Annotated in this window: 20 protein-coding genes; 11 read left to right on the forward strand and 9 right to left on the reverse strand. The window is 70.6% G+C overall.

The features are described 5' to 3' along the window. Positions 1 to 37 precede the first annotated feature (37 nt). Complete coding sequence (locus ACFVHO_RS29575; protein ID WP_385721071.1) at positions 38 to 1,636, forward strand: Na+/H+ antiporter; 1,599 nt, start codon at positions 38 to 40, stop codon at positions 1,634 to 1,636. Positions 1,637 to 1,687: 51 nt separating this feature from the next. Here the strand turns inward: ACFVHO_RS29575 and ACFVHO_RS29580 are convergent, their stop codons facing one another. The 3 genes from ACFVHO_RS29580 to ACFVHO_RS29590 form a co-directional block, all read right to left on the reverse strand. After that, positions 1,688 to 2,599 carry a 1-aminocyclopropane-1-carboxylate deaminase/D-cysteine desulfhydrase gene (locus ACFVHO_RS29580; protein WP_385721074.1) on the reverse strand — a complete coding sequence of 304 codons (912 nt, stop codon included), beginning with the start codon at positions 2,597 to 2,599 and terminating at the stop codon, positions 1,688 to 1,690. 145 nt (positions 2,600 to 2,744) lie between these two features. Beyond that, a complete protein-coding gene (locus ACFVHO_RS29585) occupies positions 2,745 to 3,335 on the reverse strand; it encodes an N-acetylmuramoyl-L-alanine amidase (RefSeq protein WP_385721077.1) in 591 nt (196 codons plus the stop codon). A gap of 146 nt (positions 3,336 to 3,481) precedes the next feature. Beyond that, entirely contained in the window at positions 3,482 to 3,715 is a 234-nt protein-coding gene (locus tag ACFVHO_RS29590; RefSeq protein WP_385721078.1) for a hypothetical protein, read from the reverse strand. Between the two features lie 370 nt (positions 3,716 to 4,085). On the opposite strand from ACFVHO_RS29590, the gene ACFVHO_RS29595 reads away from it, so the two are divergent. The 8 genes from ACFVHO_RS29595 to ACFVHO_RS29630 all read left to right on the forward strand — a co-directional run bounded on the left by ACFVHO_RS29595 (position 4,086) and on the right by ACFVHO_RS29630 (position 11,982). Next, entirely contained in the window at positions 4,086 to 5,492 is a 1,407-nt protein-coding gene (locus tag ACFVHO_RS29595; RefSeq protein ID WP_385721081.1) for a family 2B encapsulin nanocompartment shell protein, read from the forward strand. Positions 5,493 to 5,640: 148 nt separating this feature from the next. Further along, complete coding sequence (locus ACFVHO_RS29600) at positions 5,641 to 6,699, forward strand: family 2 encapsulin nanocompartment cargo protein polyprenyl transferase (RefSeq protein ID WP_385721185.1); 1,059 nt, start codon at positions 5,641 to 5,643, stop codon at positions 6,697 to 6,699. A gap of 374 nt (positions 6,700 to 7,073) precedes the next feature. Continuing rightward, entirely contained in the window at positions 7,074 to 7,673 is a 600-nt protein-coding gene (locus ACFVHO_RS29605; RefSeq protein WP_385721084.1) for a GNAT family N-acetyltransferase, read from the forward strand. 196 nt (positions 7,674 to 7,869) lie between these two features. Next, positions 7,870 to 8,469 (forward strand): dihydrofolate reductase family protein, encoded by a 600-nt coding sequence (locus ACFVHO_RS29610; protein WP_385721087.1) that lies wholly within the window; start codon positions 7,870 to 7,872, stop codon positions 8,467 to 8,469. A gap of 44 nt (positions 8,470 to 8,513) precedes the next feature. Next, positions 8,514 to 8,909, forward strand: a complete 396-nt coding sequence (locus tag ACFVHO_RS29615; protein WP_385721090.1) for a hypothetical protein — start codon at positions 8,514 to 8,516, stop codon at positions 8,907 to 8,909. Positions 8,910 to 9,020: 111 nt separating this feature from the next. Beyond that, the gene (locus ACFVHO_RS29620) at positions 9,021 to 9,920 is read left to right on the forward strand and encodes a hypothetical protein (RefSeq protein WP_385721092.1); all 900 of its coding nucleotides are present in this window, start codon (positions 9,021 to 9,023) and stop codon (positions 9,918 to 9,920) included. Positions 9,921 to 9,975: 55 nt separating this feature from the next. Further along, a complete protein-coding gene (locus tag ACFVHO_RS29625) occupies positions 9,976 to 10,623 on the forward strand; it encodes an HAD-IA family hydrolase (protein WP_385721095.1) in 648 nt (215 codons plus the stop codon). Between the two features lie 261 nt (positions 10,624 to 10,884). After that, the gene (locus ACFVHO_RS29630) at positions 10,885 to 11,982 is read left to right on the forward strand and encodes a sigma-70 family RNA polymerase sigma factor (RefSeq protein ID WP_385721098.1); all 1,098 of its coding nucleotides are present in this window, start codon (positions 10,885 to 10,887) and stop codon (positions 11,980 to 11,982) included. A 3-nt stretch (positions 11,983 to 11,985) separates the two neighbouring features. On the opposite strand, the gene ACFVHO_RS29635 is transcribed toward ACFVHO_RS29630, so the two are convergent. Beyond that, positions 11,986 to 14,025, reverse strand: a complete 2,040-nt coding sequence (locus tag ACFVHO_RS29635) for a GTP-binding protein (RefSeq protein ID WP_385721101.1) — start codon at positions 14,023 to 14,025, stop codon at positions 11,986 to 11,988. 341 nt (positions 14,026 to 14,366) lie between these two features. Then, positions 14,367 to 14,762 (reverse strand): superoxide dismutase, Ni, encoded by a 396-nt coding sequence (sodN, locus tag ACFVHO_RS29640; RefSeq protein WP_030359892.1) that lies wholly within the window; start codon positions 14,760 to 14,762, stop codon positions 14,367 to 14,369. Between the two features lie 167 nt (positions 14,763 to 14,929). Between sodN and sodX the strand changes: the two genes are divergently transcribed. Further along, positions 14,930 to 15,391: a nickel-type superoxide dismutase maturation protease gene (gene sodX, locus ACFVHO_RS29645; RefSeq protein WP_385721105.1), complete on the forward strand. Its 462-nt coding sequence runs from the start codon at positions 14,930 to 14,932 to the stop codon at positions 15,389 to 15,391. Here the strand turns inward: sodX and ACFVHO_RS29650 are convergent. Beyond that, positions 15,295 to 15,924, reverse strand: a complete 630-nt coding sequence (locus tag ACFVHO_RS29650; protein WP_385721108.1) for a CGNR zinc finger domain-containing protein — start codon at positions 15,922 to 15,924, stop codon at positions 15,295 to 15,297. The genes sodX and ACFVHO_RS29650 overlap by 97 nt on opposite strands. 117 nt (positions 15,925 to 16,041) lie before the next feature. On the opposite strand from ACFVHO_RS29650, the gene ACFVHO_RS29655 reads away from it, so the two are divergent. Beyond that, entirely contained in the window at positions 16,042 to 16,815 is a 774-nt protein-coding gene (locus ACFVHO_RS29655) for a class I SAM-dependent methyltransferase (RefSeq protein ID WP_385721111.1), read from the forward strand. 74 nt (positions 16,816 to 16,889) lie between these two features. Here the strand turns inward: ACFVHO_RS29655 and ACFVHO_RS29660 are convergent, their stop codons facing one another. From ACFVHO_RS29660 to ACFVHO_RS29670, 3 genes are read right to left on the reverse strand one after another with little or no spacing between them, the layout of a single operon-like run. After that, positions 16,890 to 17,651: an amino acid ABC transporter ATP-binding protein gene (locus tag ACFVHO_RS29660; protein WP_030359896.1), complete on the reverse strand. Its 762-nt coding sequence runs from the start codon at positions 17,649 to 17,651 to the stop codon at positions 16,890 to 16,892. Next, positions 17,648 to 18,595 carry an amino acid ABC transporter permease gene (locus ACFVHO_RS29665; protein WP_385721114.1) on the reverse strand — a complete coding sequence of 316 codons (948 nt, stop codon included), beginning with the start codon at positions 18,593 to 18,595 and terminating at the stop codon, positions 17,648 to 17,650. Before ACFVHO_RS29665 ends, ACFVHO_RS29660 begins: the two co-directional genes overlap by 4 nt. A 37-nt stretch (positions 18,596 to 18,632) precedes the next feature. Next, positions 18,633 to 19,592, reverse strand: a complete 960-nt coding sequence (locus ACFVHO_RS29670) for an ABC transporter substrate-binding protein (RefSeq protein WP_030359898.1) — start codon at positions 19,590 to 19,592, stop codon at positions 18,633 to 18,635. Positions 19,593 to 19,852: the final 260 nt, after the last annotated feature.

Genomic DNA, 19,852 nt, shown 5'->3' on the forward strand with positions numbered 1-19,852 from the left:
GTTACGACGGGAGAGCGGACGGCGGAGGGCCTAGCCGATGGACGTATTGCCCCTGGTGGCGCTGATCGCCGCGAGCGCCGCGGTCGCGGGTGCCGCACGCCGCACCCCGGTGCCCGCGCCGCTGCTCCTGGTGGGCGTGGGCCTGATCGCGGCGTACGTACCCGGGGTCCCGGAATACCACCTCGACCCGCATGTGGTGCTGCCGCTGATCCTGCCGCCGCTGTTGCACACGGCCGCCCTGGAGAGCTCGTATCTGGATCTGCGGGCCAATGTGCGGCCCGTCGCGCTCCTCTCCGTTGGTTACGTTCTGTTCGCGACACTGGTCGTCGGCTGGCTCGCCTATCTGCTGATCCCCGATCTTCCGCTGACCGCCGCGCTCGTCCTGGGCGCGGTGATCGCGCCGCCGGACGCCGTGGCGGCCACCGCCATCGCGCGCCGTGTGGGACTGCCCTCGCGGATCACGACGATCCTCCAGGGCGAGTCCCTGGTGAACGACGCCACCGCGATCACCGCCTACAAGGTGGCGCTCGCGGCGGCCGTCGGCGAGGGCGCGAGCTGGGGCGGCGGCATCCGGGAGTTCCTGGTGGCCGCGGTCGGCGGGATCGGCGTGGGGCTGATCCTGATGGTGCCGATCCACTGGCTGCGCACCCACCTGAAGGAATCGCTGCTGCAGAACACGCTGTCGCTGCTCATCCCCTTCGTCGCGTACGCCGCCGCGGAGCAGTTCCACGCCTCCGGAGTGCTCGCCGTGGTCGTGGTGGCCCTCTACTTGGGGCACCGTTCCTGGCAGGTCGACTTCGAGACGCGACTCCAGGAGGCCGCGGTCTGGAAGGTCGTGGGCTTCCTCCTGGAGTCGGCGGTCTTCGCGCTCATCGGGCTGCAGCTGCCCGTGGTGCTCGGGGAACTCGGCGAGTACAGCGTCGGGCAGGCGATCTGGTACGCCGTCGCGGTGTTCGTGTGCGTCGTGGTGGTGCGCTTCGTGTGGTCGTATCCGGCGACGTACCTGCCGCGTGCGCTGTCGGCGCGGATCCGCGAGCGCGAGGGCGACATGGACTGGCGGCGGCCGCTGATCGTCAGCTGGGCCGGGATGCGGGGCGTGGTGTCCCTCGCGATCGCGTTCTCCATCCCGCTGATGACGGACGACGACGAGCCGTTCCCGGGCCGCAACCTCGTGCTCTTCCTGACCTTCACGACGGTCATCGGGACGCTGGTGGTCCAGGGGCTCTCGCTGCCGTGGCTGATCCGGGTCCTGAAGGTGCCGGGGCGGGACGCGCAGGCGCAGACCCTGGCCGAGGCGCAGGCCCAGAACGCCGCCTCGCAGGCCGCGGAGGCCCGGCTGCGGGAGCTGATGCAGGACGAGCGCAACCGGCTGCCAGGGCCCCTTGAGGACCGTCTGCGCACCGTTCTCGAGCGGCGCCGCAACTCGGTGTGGGAGCGGCTCGGCCAGCCCAACCCCGTCACCGGGGAGTCCGTGGACGACACCTACCGCAGGCTCGCGCGCGAGGCGATCGCCGCGGAGCGCGAGGTGTTCGTACGGATGCGGGACGAGCGGCGCATCGACGACGAGCTGCTGCGGACCCTGCTGCGGAAGCTGGACCTGGAGGAGGCGGCGGCCCACCGGGAGATCGAGGAGTGAGCGGAGGGCTGCCTCGCGAGGCCGGGGCGGGCCGGATGGTCCAGGGGCGGGTCAGCCGGGCGGCGTGCCCGTGATGACGGCCGTGACCGTCGTCCCAGGGGCGAAAGCGCCCTCTTCGGAGAGCGCGGTCAGCGCGTACAGGAGCTTGGCCACGTACACGCGCTCCACAGGGAGACCGTGGCGCTGCTCGAAGTCGTCGGCGAAGGCGGTGAGTTCGCCGGTGGTGCGGGCGTAGCCGCCGCAGTGGAAGCGGTCGTCGAGGGTCCAGTTGGTGCCGGGGGCGCCGAAGGCGGCGCGTTGCAGGCCCGCTATCTCGGGGCCCAGGAAGTCGCCCTTGAGGACGGGTATGCCGAGCGCGCGCTGGCCCGGGGCGAGGCCCGCGGCCAGGCCCGCGAGGGTGCCGCCGGTGCCGCAGGCGACGGCGGCGACGTCGGTGTGGCCGCGCAGCTCCGCGCCGAGCGCCGTGCAGCCCTGGACGGCGAGGGAGTTGCTGCCCCCTTCAGGGATGACGTACGCGTCCTCGGTGGCCGTCTGCCGCTGGAGCGCGGCCAGGACCGTGGGATCCGTCTTCTGCCGGTACGTCGATCTGTCGACGAAGCGCAGCCGCATGCCGTCCGCCGCGCACCGGGCGAGCGACGGGTTCAAGGGGCGGTCGGCCAGCTCGTCGCCGCGCACCACGCCGACGGTGGCGAAGCCCAGCAGGCGGCCCGCCGCGGCGGTGGCCCGCAGATGGTTGGAGTAGGCGCCGCCGAAGGTGAGCAGCGTCCGGTGGCCCGCCGCGCGCGCTCGCTCCAGGTTGAGGGCGAGCTTGCGGTACTTGTTGCCGGGCAGGTCCGGGTGTATCCGGTCGTCGCGCTTGAGGAGCAGGCGGACGTCGCGGGCCTCGAAACGGGCGTCCGTGACCGGCTGGAGCGGAGTGGGGAGCCGGGGCCGCAGGGCGGAGGTGGGCGGGGTGGGGGGCACCCCGCCATTCTCCCTCGTGGTGGGCGGGCCGGGTCTGGTGGAGCGTGGCGGAGCGAAGGTGGGGGGTTGGGGGAAGAGGCGCGGAAAGGGGAAAGCGCCTGGTCGGGGCCTCGCGGACTGCTTGAGTCGTCCGAGGCCTCGCGGACTACTTCAGTCGCTCTCCGATCCGCTCCCGCATCGAGTCCATCGTGAACCCCTTGGGGTCGATCTTCCCGGGCTGCCACTCCAGGTGACCGATGACGGAGCGCTCGGTCCAGCCGTGGTGGCGGCAGACGGCGGCCGAGACCCTCTCGATGGCGTCCAGCTGCTCCTCGGTCCAGGGGTCGTCCCCGTCGCCGAGGTTCTCGCACTCGAAGCCGTAGAAGTGGCGGTTGCCGTCGGTGTTGGCCTCGTTGTCCGGAGGGAGGCGCTTCTCCGCGATGACGGCGCGCAGGACGTCGTCGTCGCCGAGTCCGGCGTGGTTGGAGCGGCCGTAGCCGACGAGGTGGACCCGGCCGTCCTTGGTGATGACGCCGTGGCAGAGCGGGCCGGGCAGGGTGGAGTGGCCGTCACGACAGATGCGCACGGTCTGCTCCGTGCCGGACGTGACCGTGTGGTGGATCATCACGCCGTGCACCGGACCCCAGGGGCCCACGTGATTGCGGTTGTGCTCGCGCCAGTTGCCGACTTCGACGACCGTGACGCCTTCGTCCTTCAACAGGGCCAGGAACCTGTTCGCGGACATGGGTGGGGCCATGACCGCCTCCTTTGCGGGCGCGACGGTCGCCGGTCGCGAACCGCCTCGTACGCAGCTTGTACCGGAACCGCCGGTGCCCGAACCATCTGTTCGGGCACCGTGCGAGTCGTTCCGGTCAGCCGAAGGGGCTGGTCGGCGCGGGTCGGTCAGGCGCGCAGGAAGCCGTCGCCGTGCGTCGCGATGTGTGTCTCCAGGGCGGAGAGCGCCTGCTGGGTGGCGTCCGGAGTGCCGCTGCCGCGCCGCTCCGCGTAGTACGCCGCGCCGAGCTGCTTGAGCAGGTCGTTGCCCGCTCGCTGCGCCTGGACGTCGTCCAGCTTCTGCTTGCCCTGGGTGAGACCCTGCTGCACCTGTTCTCTGGCGCGGTCCAGGAAGCCTGCCATGTCGCTTCTCCCGATGGTTCGGTGCTGATGGTGCGTACGCTGCGCTCGCCCTTGTGAACGAACGCACGGATCTTGGAGTTCCCCCTCGCCCCGCCGCCGTACCCGGTGCGCGCCCGTGTCAGCCGGTCGGCCCGCACCTCAGGGGTTGGCCGGAATCATTCGGCTCGGCGGCTGATATTCCGCTTCTGGGGACGCGCGGAGCGCCGTCGTCGAGGGTCCTGGACGGACGTACGAGGGATCGGGCCTGGTTAGCGGCAATGTGCCCCGTCCACCTCGATCCATTCCCGCTCATTTGTGTAATGGCGCCCGTACTCAGCGTGCTGGAAGGGTTGCGAGCCAGGTCAGCGCATTGATTGGGAGGGCATTGTCCATGTCGGTAGGCGAAGAGATCCGTTCGGAGCAGGACCAGCCGCAGCAGAGTCTCGGCACATCCGCCGCGCGGAATCTGGCCACCACCACCAAGTCCGCACCGCAGATGCAGGAGATCAGCTCCCGCTGGCTGCTGCGGATGCTGCCCTGGGTGCAGGTGCAAGGCGGTACGTACCGGGTGAACCGCAGGACGAGCTACTCGGTCGGGGACGGCCGTGTCACGTTCGTCAAGACGGGAGATCGCGTCGAGGTGATCCCCGCCGAGCTCGGCGAGCTGCCGGTTCTCCGGGACTTCGAGGACCAGGAGGTGCTCGGCGAGCTGGCGCGCCGCTGCCAGCAGCGCGAGTTCGAGGCGGGCGGGGTCCTCACGTCGTTCGGCAGCCAGGCCGACGAGGTGTTCCTGCTGGCCCACGGCCGCGCCGAGAAGGTGGGCACGGGGCCCTACGGAGACGACACGGTCCTCGGCACGCTCGCCGACGGCGCGTACTTCGGCGAGCAGGCCCTGATCGACCCGGAGACCATCTGGGAGTACACGGTCCGCGCGGTGACGGCCTGTACGGTCCTCACGCTCCCGCGCCAGGACCTGGAACAGGTCGCGGAGCGCTCCGAGTCCCTGCGGGCCCACCTCGACCGCCTGCGGGCCGTTCCGGCCCAGCGCACCAACAACTACGGAGAGGCCCCCATCGACCTCTCCGCGGGCCACGTGGGCGAAGCGGTCCTGCCGGGCACGTACGTGGACTACGACGCGCGACCGCGCGAGTACGAACTGAGCGTCGCCCAGACCGTGCTGCGCATCCACACGCGCGTGGCCGACCTCTACAACCAGCCGATGAACCAGACCGAGCAGCAACTGCGGCTGACCGTGGAGGCACTGAAGGAGCGCCAGGAGCACGAACTCATCAACAACCGGGAGTTCGGACTCCTCAACAACTGCGAGTACGACCAGCGCCTGCAGCCGCACGACGGCGTACCGAGCCCCGACGACATGGACGAACTGCTCACGCGCAGGCGCGGATCGAAGCTGTTCCTCGCGCACCCGCGCGCGATCGCCGCGTTCGGCCGCGAGTGCAACAAGCGCGGCCTCGTCCCCGAGACCATCGAGGTGTCCGGCAACCGCATCCCCACCTGGCGCGGCGTGCCGATCTTCCCGTGCAACAAGATCCCGGTGACCGAGGAGCGCACCTCCTCGATCATCTGCATGCGTACGGGCGAGGACGAGCAGGGCGTCGTCGGGCTGCACCAGGCGGGCATCCCGGACGAGATCGAGCCGAGCCTGTCCGTGCGCTTCATGGGCATCAGCGACCAGGCGATCATCTCCTACCTGGTGTCGACGTACTACTCCGCGGCCGTCCTGGTGCCGGACGCGCTCGGCATTCTGGAGAACGTCGAGATCGGCCGGTGGAGGTGAGGCGACGCCCTGCCGGGACGGGCGGCGGGCAGCCGCCCGTGTCCGCGGGCGCGCCAGCGGGTAGGCCCCTGGCGTACGCGCCCGCAGGCCCAGGATCCGCCACCGTCCGCCGCCCCGCCGGAGTGAGTCCATGACGGACACCACGGACATGACGGAACGCGTGCCCCGCGCGCGAGGGCAGGCCCTCGGGGAGGGGTACGAGGCCGCGGAGATCCTGACGTCCGCACGCCTGTGCGTCGACCCGGAGCTGCGCGCCGCGGTCGACTCCCTGCCGGGTTCGCTGCGCCGCATCGCGCTGTACCACTTCGGATGGGAACACGCCGACGGCACGCCCGCGGCCGGGAACGCGGGCAAGGCCATCAGGCCCGCCCTCGTCCTGGCCGCGGTCCGGGCCATCGGCGGGGACCCGCTGAGCGCGGCGAGGGCGGCCGCCGCCGTGGAGCTGACGCACAACTTCACGCTGCTCCACGACGACGTCATGGACCGCGACGCGACCCGCAGACACCGCCCCACCGCGTGGACCGTGTTCGGCGACGCCGACGCGATCCTCGCCGGGGACGCGCTGCAGGCCCTTGCACAGCGGCTGCTCGCCGAGGACCCCCACCCGGGGGCCCCGGCGGCGGCCGCCCGCCTGGCCGCCTGCGTCGTCGAGCTGTGCGCGGGACAGCACGCCGACTGCGCCCTGGAGAGCCGGGGCCCGGACGAGGTCTCGCTCGCGGAGTGCCTGGCCATGGCCGAGGCCAAGACGGGCGCGCTCCTCGGCTGCGCCTGCGCGATCGGCGCGGTGTACGCGGGCGCGGGAGCCGACACGGTGGAGGCGCTCGACGCGTTCGGCCGGCAGGCGGGGCTCGCCTTCCAGCTCATCGACGACGTGATCGGCATCTGGGGGGACCCCGTGCGCACCGGCAAGCCCGCGCGCGCGGACCTCGCCGCCCGCAAGAAGTCGCTGCCGGTGGTCGCCGCGCTGGCCTCCGGCACGCCCGAGGGGGCGGAGCTCGCCGACTTGTACGGCCGGGAGCCGGACCAGGGCGACCTGGAACGGATGGCCCGCGCCGTGGAGGGGGCGGGGGGCCGCGACTGGGCGCAGCTCCACGCCGCGGACCGGATGTCGAGGGCGCTCGGGGAACTAGCCCGCGCGGTCCCCGACCCGGAGCGTGCGGGTGGCCTGCTGGCACTCGCGGAGTTCGTCACACGCCGGTCGCACTGACCGTCCGGGGGCTTTCGGCGGGGCGTGAGAGGGGGCGCTCCGCCGGGGGTTCGACGGTCGTCCAAGGGCAGCCGGTGATGCGGGAGGGGGTGGGGCGCTGCCGGTCGGCGTGCGGTCAGGGGGCCGTACGCCGACCGGCTCGCCGTGCGTCGCGGGGCGGCCGGTGCGGGTCCGGGCGGCGTGGTCGGCCGCCTCCGAACCGGTGCCCGCACGACCATCGTCGTGCGCGAAGTGATCACTTAGGCTGCAACCGGCCGCGCCGGGCCCGGGGTTGACGGCCGCGAGGCGGGCCGGGCCCCGGGGTTGCCGGGTCCGGGTCGGCCGGCCCCGGGGCGAGGGCGATGTGGCGAGGACGAGGCGAAGGGGGAGACGTCGTGGGCGTGCCGATCCGGAGAGCCGAGGAGAGCGACCGGGCCGAGGTGGTCGGGCTGCTCGACGAGGCGTTCATGTGGGATCCGGTGAGCAGTTGGGTGTTCCCGGACGAGGAGTGGCGGCGGAAACGGCACGGCGGGCTGATGGAGGCCTTCCTCGACATGGCCCTCGCCGAGGGGTACGTCGACATCGCCGAGGACGGCTCGGGGGTCGCCCTGTGGTGGTCCGTGCCCGCGGGCCCGGCGCCCGAGGGCGCCGCCGACGGGCCCGTGCACCTGCGGCAGGTCGTCGACCCGGGCAACGAGCGCGTCGAGACGATCGGCCGCCTGACGATGGAGATCCACCCGTCCGACCGGCCGCACCAGTACCTGCACATGATCGGCGTGAAGCCGGAGCGGCAGGGGAAGGGCATCGGTTCGGCGCTGGTCGCGCCGGTGCTCGCGCGGTGCGACCGCGAAGGGCTGCACGCCTACCTGGAGGCGAGCAGCGTGCGCGGCCGGGAGCTGTATCTGCGGCTCGGCTTCACCGACCTCGGCAGCGCCCTCGACCTGCCGGACGGGCCGCGGATGTGGCCCATGTGGCGCGAGCCGCAGGTGGTGTGACGGCCGGCTCACGGTTCGGCCCCGGAATCGGCCCTGGCGCAGAGAGCCAGGACCCCGGGGCCGATTTTTTTGTGGCTGTTCCGGAGAAACACTTGAAACCACTGCGAGTGAAGCACTATAAATGCAGTTGTTCGAGCCGAGGTGGCCACGGCCACCCCGCCTCACCCCTACTGTCATCTGCGGAAAGAGAATCAGCTTGCGAAAGCTCACCTACTTCGTCGCCGTCTCGATCGACGGGTTCATCGGTGACCCGAGTGGCGACGCCAACTCCTTCATGCCGTTCGTGGACGAGGAGTTCCTGGGGTTCCTCAAGTCCGAGTACCCGGAGACCGTCTCCGCGACCGGACGCAGGATCCTCGGCTTCGGCGACGACGTGCCGAACCAGAAGTTCGACACCGTCATCCAGGGCATGGGCAGCTACCAGCTCGGCCTGGACGAGGGCGAACCGAGCCCCTACGGACACCTGCGTGAGTACGTCGCCTCCCGCAGCATCGGGACGTCGCCCTCCGCGAACGTCGAGATCATCACCGACGACCTGCTCGGCAAGGTCCGCGCGCTCAAGGCCGAGGACGGCGAACTCGGCATCTGGCTGTGCGGCGGCGCGCAGATCGCCGGTCAGCTGATCGACGAGGTCGACGAGCTGGTGCTCAAGACCTACCCGGTGCTGCTCGGCTCGGGCATGCCCATGTTCGCGGGCGTGGAGTCCGCCGTCGGAGAGTTCGAGCTGGCCTCGTCCCGGGTCTTCGGCAACGGCGTCGTCGTCCGTACGTACTCCCGCAAGCGCGGGAAGAACTGACCGCTGGGCTGTCCGACCTCGGGAAACCGCCCTACCCTGGGGTTATGGGCAGCGATGGACGCCGGTCCGGCCCCCGTCCGCAGAGCGACCCCGTGTGCAAGCACTGCGGACGGCCCGTCGGTACGGCCATCAAGCGGCGCAAGGTGCTCGGGGCGTACGTCCCGGTGTGGGGCCCGGCCCCTTGCCGCAACCCGGAGTGCGACGCGTGCGTCGTCGACGAGCCGGACGAGAAGCCGCGCGCGGGCCGCGGCCACAAGAGCAAGTACAAGCGCGGGCATCTGCCGAGGTATGCCCCGGAGGCAGGCACCAAGGCCGCCCCGGACCCCGGCGAGAAGCCCGCGCCGAAGATCGACCTGGAGCCCGGCGCGACCGCGGCCGACCCCCGGGCCGCCCCCGACCCCCAGGCCGCACCGCGGGCGGAGCCGCAGCCCGGCCCCTAGCCCGGCCCTCCGTGCCGGTCCCGACGCCATCCGCGCCCACCCCGACTGTCAGTGGGCGCGGTTAGGGTTCTGCGCATGAAGGTGACGTGGGGGGTGCGAGGGTCACGCCGCGTGGCTGTCGCAGTGGCCGTCGTGGCGCTGGCGGCACTGGTGAAGTGCGGGTCCGCGGCGGGCGGATCCGGTGGGGACGCCGCGCGTGACTCGGGCGTGCCCGAGGTCGACGACGAGAAGGACCTGTCCGGACTGCCGCTGGAGCGCTACGAGTTCAGTGTGCGTGACGACGAACTCCGGGAGCGGGCGGCCACCCGCTTCACCCAGCGCTGCATGCGGTCCCGCGGCTTCGCCGACTTCCCCCGGCAGTGGCGCGAGCAGAACATCGAGATGTCCAACTCCCTGTGGGCGGTGGCTGTCTCGACGACCTTGCACGGCTCGCTGGATCTCGACGGCGCACGCACCCGGGGCTACGGCATCGACCGTGAGGCGCTCAAGAAGCTCAAGAAGAAGCGCGAGCCGAAGGGACGCCTGGTCACGTCGGACGAGTACAGCGCGCTGCACGCGGCCAAAGGCGGCTGCGCCCAGGTCGGGGCGCGGCGCGTGCTGGTGGGCGTCAAGGACGAGACCCGCATGACGGCGTACGTCGTCGGCCGGCGCGCGGCGATCGACAAGGCCGTCGCCAAGGACCCGCGGATGCGCCGCGCCCTCGACACCTGGGCGGACTGCGTCGTCGACAAGGGCTTCAAGCGGTACGCGAGCCCCGAAGCGGCCTTCCGCGACAAGGCGTGGCACCGAGGCGACAACGGTGACACCCGGCGCACCCGGCGCGAGCGGGACACGGCGGTCGCCGACATCGAGTGCAAGCGCGAGCACAACACCGCCGGGGTGTGGCGGGCCGTCACGGCCGAGCGGCAGCGACGCGACATATCCCGGCACAGATCCGCGTACGAAGCCGTGCGCGCCGACCAGGAAAGGGTGCGGTCGACCGTGCGGAGCGTGCTGGGGGCCGGTGGATGAGCGAGAGCGTGCCCGGAGCCCCGTGGATCAGCGTGAGTGCGCTGGGAGCCTGTGGATGAGCGGCCACAGGCGAATACCTTCCCCGTCCCCTCTCCCGTTCGACGCGGTCCTCACCGACCTCGACGGAGTCATCCGCTTCTACGACATGGCGGACGTCACCGAGCTCGAACGCGCCGCCGGACTGCCCCAAGGCGCCACCGCCGAGGTCGCGTTCGCGCCGGAGACCGATCTGCCGCTGATGCTCGGGCGGATCGGCAAGTCGGAGTGGGCCGAGTCGATCGCGGCCGGACTCGAGCGCGGGCACGGGCTCGCCCCGGCGCGCGGCCGCGAACTCGGCATCGCCCTGGCCGACTCCAAGTTCTGGGCCGACCAGACAGTCGTCGGCCTGCTGCGGCGGGCCCGCGCGCACGTACCGGTGTCGATCGTCACCAACGCCACCCCCTGGCTGGACGACGACCTGGCGCTGCTCGGTCTCAACACCCTTGTGGACGACGTGGTCTCCAGTGCCGTCCTCGGCGTGGTGAAGCCCGACCGCCGCATCTACGAAGTCGCCGCCGAGCGCGTGGGTGCCGCGGTCACCCGCTGTCTGTTCGTGGACGACCGCGAGGAGAACGTGGACGCGGCCGTCGCGCTGGGCATGACGGGCGTGCTGTACCGGGGGCCGGACGACCTCGAGGCGGCTCTGGCGCCGGTGTTGGGCTGAGGGGCGCCGGTACATCGGAGGCGTGGGCTCCGGGTGGGCGTGCGCGGCCGGGGCGTTCCGGGCCCCGCGCCCCACCCCGTGTCGCCCGCGCGCACCGGGGCGTCGACGTCCTTCATGACAATGTCCTCCATGTCACATCGGCGAGATCGTTGCCGTCGTACCGCTTCGTGGTCTGCTGGTCAGCACCCGCTGTGGCGACCCGCGGCGCACCGTCGTCGGTACGTCACTGCTACGACGGATCACGGCAAAGGAATGTGACGGATGGACGGAAGAGATCTTCTGGCACAGCGGTTCGAGGAGCACCGGCCTCGCCTGAAGGCGGTCGCGTACCGCATGCTCGGCTCCCTGAGCGAGGCCGAGGACGCCGTCCAGGAGACCTGGCTGAAGCTCAGCCGCGCCGACGACGAACGCGTGGAGAACCTGGGCGGCTGGCTCACCACGGTGGTCGGCCGCGTCTGCCTCGACCTGCTGCGGTCGCGCAAGCAGCGCGGCGAGCAGCCCCTCGACGTCCAGGGGGCCGACACGCACGTGCCCGACCCGGAGGTCGGTCCGCTGCCGGGCGGCCGGGACGTCGTCGACCCCGAACAGGAGGCCCTGCTCGCGGACTCGGTGGGGCTCGCGCTCCTGGTCGTCCTGGACACGCTGAGCCCCGCCGAGCGCCTCGCGTTCGTGCTGCACGACATGTTCGCCGTGCCGTTCGAGGACATCGCGCCCATCGTCGAGCGGGCCCCGGCCGCGACCCGCCAGCTCGCCAGCAGGGCCCGCCGCCGGGTGCGCGACGCGGATCCCAAGCCCGGCCCTGACTCGGACCGCACGCGCCACCACCAGGTCGTCGAGGCCTTCCTCGCGGCGGCCCGCAAGGGCGACTTCGACGCGCTGCTCGAACTCCTCGACCCTGGCGTGGTGCTGCGGGCCGACGGCGGCGGGGCCGAGGGGCTCTCGCGGCTCGTACGGGGTGCGAACGCCGTGGTCGCCGGGGCGCGCTCGTTCGCCACGCTGGCGCCGACCACGTATCTGGCGCTGGTCAACGGCACGGTGGGGCAGATCGCCGTCCACAACGGAAAGCCTTTCTCCGTCGGGGAGTTCACCGTCAGGGACGGCCGGATCGTCGAGATCAACATCCTGGCGGACCAGGAGCGGCTGCGGGACCTGGTGGACGAGCGGACGGTCGCGGCGGTCACGTCGGCGGGGCCCGCTGGGGGTGCCGGAGCCGAAGGCGTCGCCGATGCCGATGCCGAAGGCGTCGCCGATGCCGATGCCGATGCCGATGCCGATGGCGTCGCCGAAGCCGCCGACGGCACACCCACCGCCGACGGCCCCACTGCCACCGCCGACGGCCCCCCGCCCACCGCCCCCTGACCCTCACCCCACCCGGGTCCGCCGCGTGACCCGCTGCACGTACTCCTTCCGGTCCAGCGGATTGTGGTCCGTGCGCGAGCGCGCCGGCGGCGTCCCGGTCACCGGCGCGTAGTGGTCGAAGGCGGACTCCAACTCGCCCTCGCCGCGCGTCAGTCCGGGCAGCGCCTGCTCGAGGCCGTGCACGCGCGCGGCGGGGATCACGCCGTCGATGACGTACGCGGACCCGTGCGCCGTCGGCGCGTGCGGCACCGCGCGCAGCCGTCCGAGCGCGGGCAGCAGCGTGCCGAACACGTCGGCGGGCGCGGTGAGCCGGAACCGGTGCATCGGCTCGTACACCCGCGTCCCCGCCCGCCGCAGCGCGTCCATGAGGACGAGCGGGGTGAGCTGGCGGAAGTCACCCGCCGTGCTCGACATGCTCTTGTCGAAGACGGCGTGGGCGTGGCTCTGCCGCGGCCAGTACCCGGAGTGCGTCATCGTGACGAGGCAGTCGGGCACCTCCCATCCGTGCGGCCCCTGCGTCAGCGTCTCCTTGACCGTCTCCTCCACCGCTTTGAAGAACGCGTAGGGCATGGAGCCGAGTTCCACCCCGAGCCGGAATTCCACACCCGTCCCCGCCGGGGCGGGCTCCACCCGCAGCCCCACCGTGGCGAGGAACGGATTGGGGTCGGTGTCGATGAACTCCACGTGCGCGCCGGTACCGACGACCCGCTCCACACACAGGGTCGTGCTCTCACGGAAGTCGACGCCGATGCCGAACTCCTCGGCGAGCGTTGCCTCGATGACCTCCTTCTGCACCTCGCCGTACAGGGACACGGAGATCTCCTGCCGCAGCGCGTCCTGCCGCAGGTCGATCAGCGGGTCCTGCTCGGCGAGCTGGGTCAGCGCGGCGTGCAGGGCGACCCGGTCGCCGGCGTGCCGGGGCGCGACGACGGTCTCGAGGGTCGGCGGGGCGAAGTGGTGTGCGGTGGTGTGCCGTTCGGGTACGTGGCGCGGGTCGCCGAGCACGTCCCCGATGCGTACGCGGTGGAGCCCCCACAGCTTCGCGATCTGCCCTGCGGCCACGGCGTCGCGCCGCACCGCGGCACCCCGCTCGAAGACGCTGACGGCGGTGACCTTGCCGTCGCGACCGGGAAGCGCCACCCGGTCGCGTACGCGCACCGTGCCCGAGAAGAGCCGCGCGTACGCCACCTTCTCGCCCGAGGGGCCGCGTTCGACCTTGAAGACGGTGCCCGCGACGGGCCCGTCCGCCGCCCCGGCCGCCGCGGGCAGCAGCTCCTTGACGGCGTCGGACAGCGCGTCCAGGCCGGTGCCGGTCATGGCCGATCCGAAGAACACCGGGTGGGCCTCGGCCCGCCGGGTCTGGTCCGCGAGGGCCGCGCGCAGCCCGCCGGGCGTGAGGGCGGCGGTGTCGCCCTCGACGTACGCGGACAGCAGCGCGTCGTCGCGCTCGGCGAGGACTTCGGTGAGGCGGGTGGTGAAGACGGGGTCGTCGTCGACGTACGGGACGTAGTGCGCCCCTTGGGCGCCGGGGGAGCTCACCGTGCCCATGGGGATGACGGCGGGCGTCAACTTCCGGGCCAGTTCGGCGAGTACGCGCTCGGGGTCCGCGCTGCGGCGGTCCACCTTGTTGACGAACACCAGGGTGGGGATGGCGAGCCTGCGCAGCGTACGCATCAGGACGCGGGTCTGCGCCTGGACGCCCTCGACGGCGGACACGACGAGCACGGCGCCGTCGAGCACGCTCAGGACCCGCTCCACCTCGGCGATGAAGTCCGGGTGGCCGGGGGTGTCGATGAGGTTGACCGTGACGTCGTCGATCGCGAAGGACACGACCGCCGACTTGATGGTGATGCCGCGCTGCCGCTCCAGCGCGAGGGAGTCGGTCTGCGTGCTGCCGTCGTCGACGCTGCCGATCTCGTCGATGACTCCGGCGGAGTGCAGCAGCCGCTCGGTCAGGCTGGTCTTACCGGCGTCTACGTGCGCCAGAATGCCCAGGTTCAGGGTGTGGCGGTGCTTCTCTTGCTGATGCGTGTGCGATTGCACTAGGCGTCATGTCCTCGTGTCGGGGGGCGATTCCTTCCTGGTGGGACATGGACGTCTGCCGCATCTGAGGGCTCCTGGTTCCGTGGGTCGGCGGGTTGGTGACGGGGTTACTGCAGCAGGCGGGCCGGGGCGCGGGCAACTGATTTAGCGTCCGCCGTGACGACGGCGACGGATCAGAGCGCGGCGGATCAGACCGCGACGGCGGAGAGCGCGACGGCGCAGAAGGCGCAGCGCAGAAGGCGACGGCGGGGAAAACGACCGCACCCGGCCCATCGGGTCCGCCGAATACGGCGGCCCGGGGACCGGGTGCGGTCAGGTGGGCGCGGGGCCCGGGGTCTGGATCAGGCCTTCTTGGTCTCCCAGAAGATGCGGTCGATCTCGGCGATCAGCTCAAGAGCCTTCTCACCGGTCTTCGGGTCCGCCGACGCCTTCGCGGCCGAGAGGGCCTTGAGGGTGTCGTTGACCAGCGTGTGCAGCTCCGGGTACTTCTCGAAGTGCGGGGGCTTGAAGTAGTCGCTCCAGAGCACCGACACGTGATGCTTGGCGAGCTCGGCGCGCTGCTCCTTGATGACGGTGGCGCGAGCCTGGTAGTGCGCGTCGTCGTTGGCGGCCATCTTCTCCTGGACGGCCTTGACCGACTCCGCCTCGATGCGGGCCTGGGCAGGGTCGTACACGCCGCAGGGCAGGTCGCAGTGCGCGCTGGCCTTCACCTTGGGGGCAAACAGGCGGGAGAGCATTGAGCTGTCCTTCCTCGTGATCGTCTTCTCAGGTGGGACATTACTCCGTGAGAGACCTGTTTTCGCGAGTGCCCCCATGGGCTTAGGACAAAAGTCCAGGGTCACACTGGAGACGGTGGAGGATGGGACCGGGAGGCCGGTGGAGGATTGGTCCGGGAGGTTGTCTGATGCCGGAGACGACGGCAGACGGGCGGGAGACACGCGTGCCGTTCCAGCTGATCGAGGTCGACGGGCCGTCGATGGTGCCCACGCTGAATCCGGGGGACTGGATGCTGGTGCGGCACGGCGCCCGGGTGCGCCCCGGTGACGTGGTGATCCTGCGTCATCCGCTGCAGCAGGACCTGCTGGTGGTCAAGCGCGCCGTCGAACGACGCGACGGCGGCTGGTGGGTGCTCGGCGACAATCCGTTCAACGCGGGGGGCGACAGCACGGTCTACGGAGTCGTGCCGGAGGAGCTGGTCCTCGCGCGCGTGCGTGCGCGGTTCCGGCCGCTGAGCAGATTCCGCGAGGAGCGCGAGGCGCGTGGGCAGCGTCAGCTCTCGCCGGCCGCGCTGGTCTCCTGGACCTTCTTGGCGGTGCGCCCCGTGCTCGCCGACCGCTCGCTCTCCAGACGCTTGCGCGCGCGGTAGGCGGCGACGTTCGCGCGCGTGGCGCAGCGGTCCGAGCAGTAGCGCCGGGAGCGGTTGGTCGAGGTGTCCAGGTAGGCGTTGCGGCACGGCGCCGCCTCGCACAGACCGAGCCGGTCCACGCCGTACTCCGTGAGGTGGAAGGCGAGGCCCATCGCGGCGATCGCCGCGTACCCGGCGGTCACGTTCGACGGGTGGTCCGCCAGGTGCATGTGCCACAAGGGACGGCCGTCGTCGTCCCTGTAGTCGTGGCCGGAGATCTGGGGGCTCACCGGGAACTCCAGGAGCAGTGAGTTCAGCAGGTCCACGGCCAGCGTCTCGTCCCCGCCGTCGGCTGCCTCGAAGACGCTCCGCAGCCGTGCCCGCACCGAGCGGAAGCGCGTCACGTCGGAGTCCGTGGCGCGCCGCGCGGCCTGCTGGTTCTCGCCGAACAGCTCGCGGATCGTGTCCACGGAGGTCAGCGAGTCCTTGTGACGAGCCGGTTCCTCGGTGTTGACCAGGCGCACGGCGTAGTCCGAGTAATAGGCCAGTTCCACTTGTAGTCCTTACGGGGGCGGGCTATCTTCATTCTCGTGCGAGGTAACAGTCGCTTTTCGCTCGCGGGTGTTACTCGACGAGATTAGTCGAGCGTAGTACGGGACGGAGGTCTTCCGGTGACGGAAACGACTAGCGGTACGGGGTTCGGAACCGACTGGCGTGCCTGGCAGGAGAGTTGGGATCGGCAGCAGGAGTGGTACATGCCGGACCGCGAGGAGCGGTTCCGCGTCATGCTCGACATGGTCGAGGCCCTCGTCGGTCCGGAACCGCGCGTCCTTGACCTCGCGTGCGGTACGGGAAGTATTACGGACAGACTCCTCAAAAGGTTCCCGAAGGCGGTCAGCACGGGCGTCGACCTCGACCCCGCCCTGCTCGCCATCGCCGAGGGCACCTTCGCGGACGACGACCGCGTCACCTTCGTGACCGCCGACCTCAAGGACCCGGGCTGGACGTCCCAGCTGCCCCACGACTCGTACGACGCCGTCCTCACCGCGACCGCCCTGCACTGGCTGTTCAGCGAGCCCCTCGCCGCGCTCTACGAACAGCTCGGCAGGATCGTGGCCGACGGCGGCGTCTTCATGAACGCCGACCACATGCCCGACCCCACCACTCCGCGCATCAACGCCGCCGACCGCGAGCAGCGGCACGCCCGTCAGTCCGCCGCGAAGGCCGCCGGAGTCCTGGACTGGGCGGACTGGTGGGGCCTCGCCGCCAACGCCCCGGTGCTCGCCGAGCCCACCGCCAAGCGGTTCGAGATCTACGGAGAGCACGCCGACGGCGACACCCCGCCCGCCGAGTGGCACATCCGCACCCTCCGGGATGCGGGCTTCGCCGAGGCGCGCACGGTGTGGTCGTCGCCTTCGGACGCCCTGGTCCTAGGCCTCAAGTAGGGAATCCAACTCTCCTACGTAGAGGGGCGGTACGGATGATGATCCGTACCGCCCCTCTACGTAGGCAACGATCCCTACAGGACCTTCGACAGGAACGACTTCGTCCGGTCGTGCTGCGGGTTGGTCAGGACGTCCCGCGGGTTGCCGGACTCGACCACCACACCGCCGTCCATGAAGACCAGGCTGTCGCCGACCTCGCGCGCGAAGCCCATCTCGTGCGTCACGACGACCATCGTCATGCCGGACTCGGCGAGGTCGCGCATGACGTCGAGGACGTCGCCGACCAGCTCCGGGTCGAGCGCCGACGTCGGCTCGTCGAAGAGCATCAGCTTCGGGTCCATCGCGAGCGCGCGGGCGATGGCCACGCGCTGCTGCTGGCCGCCGGAGAGCTGCGAGGGGTAGTTCTTCGCCTTGTCGGCGAGCCCCACCCGCTCCAGGAGCTGCCCGGCACGCTCCCGCGCCGCCGCCTTGGACTGGCCCTTGACCTGGACCGGCGCCTCCATGACGTTCTCCAGGGCCGTCATGTGCGGGAACAGGTTGAAGCGCTGGAAGACCATGCCGATGTCCCGGCGCTTCAAGGCGACTTCGCTGTCCTTCAGCTCGTACAGCTTGTCGCCCTTCTGCCGGTAGCCGACCAGCTCCCCGTCGACGTACAACCGCCCGGCGTTGATCTTCTCCAGGTGGTTGATGCAGCGCAGGAACGTCGACTTGCCGGAGCCGGACGGTCCGATGAGGCAGAACACCTCGCCGGACTTCACCTCCAGGTCGATGCCCTTGAGGACCTCGACGTGACCGAACGACTTGTGGACGCCCTCGGCCTTCACCATGGCGGTCATCGGGTGCCCTCCCCACGGTTGCTGAGCGACAGCATGTTGGCCTTGATCTTCATCCAGGGAGTGTCCGGCAGGGCGCGCGAGGAGCCGCGCGCGTAGTAGCGCTCCAGGTAGAACTGACCGACGCTGAGGATCGACGTCATGATCAGGTACCAGGTGGCGGCAAGGAGCAGCGCCTCCACCGTCGCGCCGGACGAGGTGCCGATGTCCTGGGCGTACCGCAGCAGCTCGTAGTACTGCACCGCCGCGACCAGCGACGTCGTCTTGAGCATGTTGATGACTTCGTTGCCCGTCGGCGGCACGATCACGCGCATGGCCTGCGGGATGACGATGCGGCGCAGCGTCTTGTTGTGGCTCATGCCGAGCGCCTGCGAGGCCTCCGTCTGGCCCTCGTCGACCGAGAGCAGGCCCGCGCGGCAGATCTCCGCCATGTACGCGGCCTCGTTCAGGCCGAGACCGAGGAGCGCCGTCAGGAACGGCGTCATGAAGTCCGACCACTCGTCCTTGTAGATCGGACCGAGGTTGATGTACTCGAAGACGAAGCCGAGGTTGAACCAGATGAAGAGCTGGACCAGGACCGGCGTACCGCGGAAGAACCAGATGTAGAACCACGCGATCGACGAGGTCACCGGGTTCTTCGACAGCCGCATCACCGACAGGACGATGCCGCCGCCGACGCCGATGAGCATCGAGAGGACCGTGAGGATCAGGGTCTCCCGGACGCCCTTCATGATGCGGTCGTCGAAGAAGTTGTCCGGGATCGCGTCCCAGTTGATGTCGCCATTGGCGAACGCCATGACGAGCGCGGCGAGCACGCCGATGGCGAGGACGGCCGCGACGTACCGGCCGTAGTGGCGCACCGGGATCGCCTTGATCGCCTCGGGGGCGGAGCGCGGTGGCTCGTCCTTGGGCGCGGAGTCGCCCGACTTGCTGATGTCCGTTGTCACGGGTGTGGCCTTTCAGCGACGAGATGACGAGACGCGGTCACTTGCCGCCGTTGATCTTGGCTTCCTTGACTGCGCCTGCGTCGACGCCCCACTTCTTGATGATCTTCTCGTACTGGCCGTTCGCGATGATCGCGTCCAGCGCCATCTTGATCGCGTCACGCAGCTTGGGGTTGTTCTTGGCGATCGCGATGCCGTACGGGGCGGCCTCGACCTGCTCGCCCACCAGCTGGAAGTCCTTGCCGCCACCGGAGGTCTTGACCGCGTACGCCGCGACCGGGAAGTCCGAGGAGCCGGCGTCCGCGCCACCGGAGCGCAGTCGCGTCTGGGCCTGCTGGTCGTTGTCGAAGGACTCGATCGAGATCTTGCCGCTCTTGCACTTCTTCGACTCGGCCTTGGCCATGTCGTGCGAGACGGTGCCGCGCTGGACCACGATCTTCTTGCCGCAGAGGTCCTGCCAGGTCTTGATGCCCTGGTCGTCGCCCTTCTTGGTGTAGATCGAGACGCCCGCCGTGAAGTAGTCGACGAAGTCGACGCCGGTGCCGACCTTCTTGCCGGTCTCCTCGTCGATGCCTTCCTGGCGGTTCTTGGTGTCGGTCATGGCCGACATGGCGATGTCGTAGCGCTTGGAGCGCAGACCGCCGAGCAGCGTGTCGAAGGTGCCGTTGTCGAACTCGAACGTCACGCCGAGCTGCTTGCCCATCGCGTCGGCGATGTCCGGGTCGATACCGACCGTCTTGCCGTCCTTGTCCTTGAACTCGACCGGCGGGTAGGCGATGTCCGAGCCCACCTTGATGACGCCCTTGTTGCGGATGTTCGCGGGCAGCTCGTCGGAGAGCGGAGCGCTGACGACCTTCTTGCCGCCGTCTTCCTTCTTGTCCGTCTGGTCGCCGCAGCCGGTGAGCAGCAGCGTGCCGGCGACCGCGATCGCGCCGACAGCGACGATCCGGGACTTCGCGGACTTCGCGGCGGTCGTGCGACAAATGGTGCCTGCGGTCATAGGGGTTCCTCCGGCGGATGGGGGAGCAGCCATGCGGTCGTGCACACACCTTCGGGTGTCGCGACCTCGTGTGATGAGGCATCTTGCCATTCGGACAGCCCGATTCTGGGGGCTGGAGATGTCAAAATCGGATAACGGGCGATCCGCAAACCCCAACAGCCCGGTGCGTCACGGTCATTACCGCGCCGGTGCGAACGGTCGCCAACCATTTGATAACCACCCAATCTCGCGATGCGGACTGCCGGGGTGGAGATTTCCAA

It is taken from the genome of Streptomyces sp. NPDC127108 (assembly GCF_042677545.1).
Lineage (GTDB): Bacteria > Actinomycetota > Actinomycetes > Streptomycetales > Streptomycetaceae > Streptomyces.

Excerpts from the sequence above, each read along its gene's own strand:
- ACFVHO_RS29670 (WP_030359898.1), bottom strand. The coding sequence starts at position 19,592 with ATGACCGCAGGCACCATTTGTCGCACGACCGCCGCGAAGTCCGCGAAG.
- ACFVHO_RS29595 (WP_385721081.1), top strand. The coding sequence starts at position 4,086 with ATGTCGGTAGGCGAAGAGATCCGTTCGGAGCAGGACCAGCCGCAGCAG.
- sodX (WP_385721105.1), top strand. The coding sequence starts at position 14,930 with ATGCCGGAGACGACGGCAGACGGGCGGGAGACACGCGTGCCGTTCCAG.
- ACFVHO_RS29600 (WP_385721185.1), top strand. The coding sequence starts at position 5,641 with ATGACGGAACGCGTGCCCCGCGCGCGAGGGCAGGCCCTCGGGGAGGGG.
- ACFVHO_RS29625 (WP_385721095.1), top strand. The coding sequence starts at position 9,976 with ATGAGCGGCCACAGGCGAATACCTTCCCCGTCCCCTCTCCCGTTCGAC.
- ACFVHO_RS29585 (WP_385721077.1), bottom strand. The coding sequence starts at position 3,335 with ATGGCCCCACCCATGTCCGCGAACAGGTTCCTGGCCCTGTTGAAGGAC.
- ACFVHO_RS29615 (WP_385721090.1), top strand. The coding sequence starts at position 8,514 with ATGGGCAGCGATGGACGCCGGTCCGGCCCCCGTCCGCAGAGCGACCCC.
- ACFVHO_RS29575 (WP_385721071.1), top strand. The coding sequence starts at position 38 with ATGGACGTATTGCCCCTGGTGGCGCTGATCGCCGCGAGCGCCGCGGTC.
- ACFVHO_RS29660 (WP_030359896.1), bottom strand. The coding sequence starts at position 17,651 with ATGACCGCCATGGTGAAGGCCGAGGGCGTCCACAAGTCGTTCGGTCAC.
- ACFVHO_RS29630 (WP_385721098.1), top strand. The coding sequence starts at position 10,885 with ATGGACGGAAGAGATCTTCTGGCACAGCGGTTCGAGGAGCACCGGCCT.
- ACFVHO_RS29590 (WP_385721078.1), bottom strand. The coding sequence starts at position 3,715 with ATGGCAGGCTTCCTGGACCGCGCCAGAGAACAGGTGCAGCAGGGTCTC.
- sodN (WP_030359892.1), bottom strand. The coding sequence starts at position 14,762 with ATGCTCTCCCGCCTGTTTGCCCCCAAGGTGAAGGCCAGCGCGCACTGC.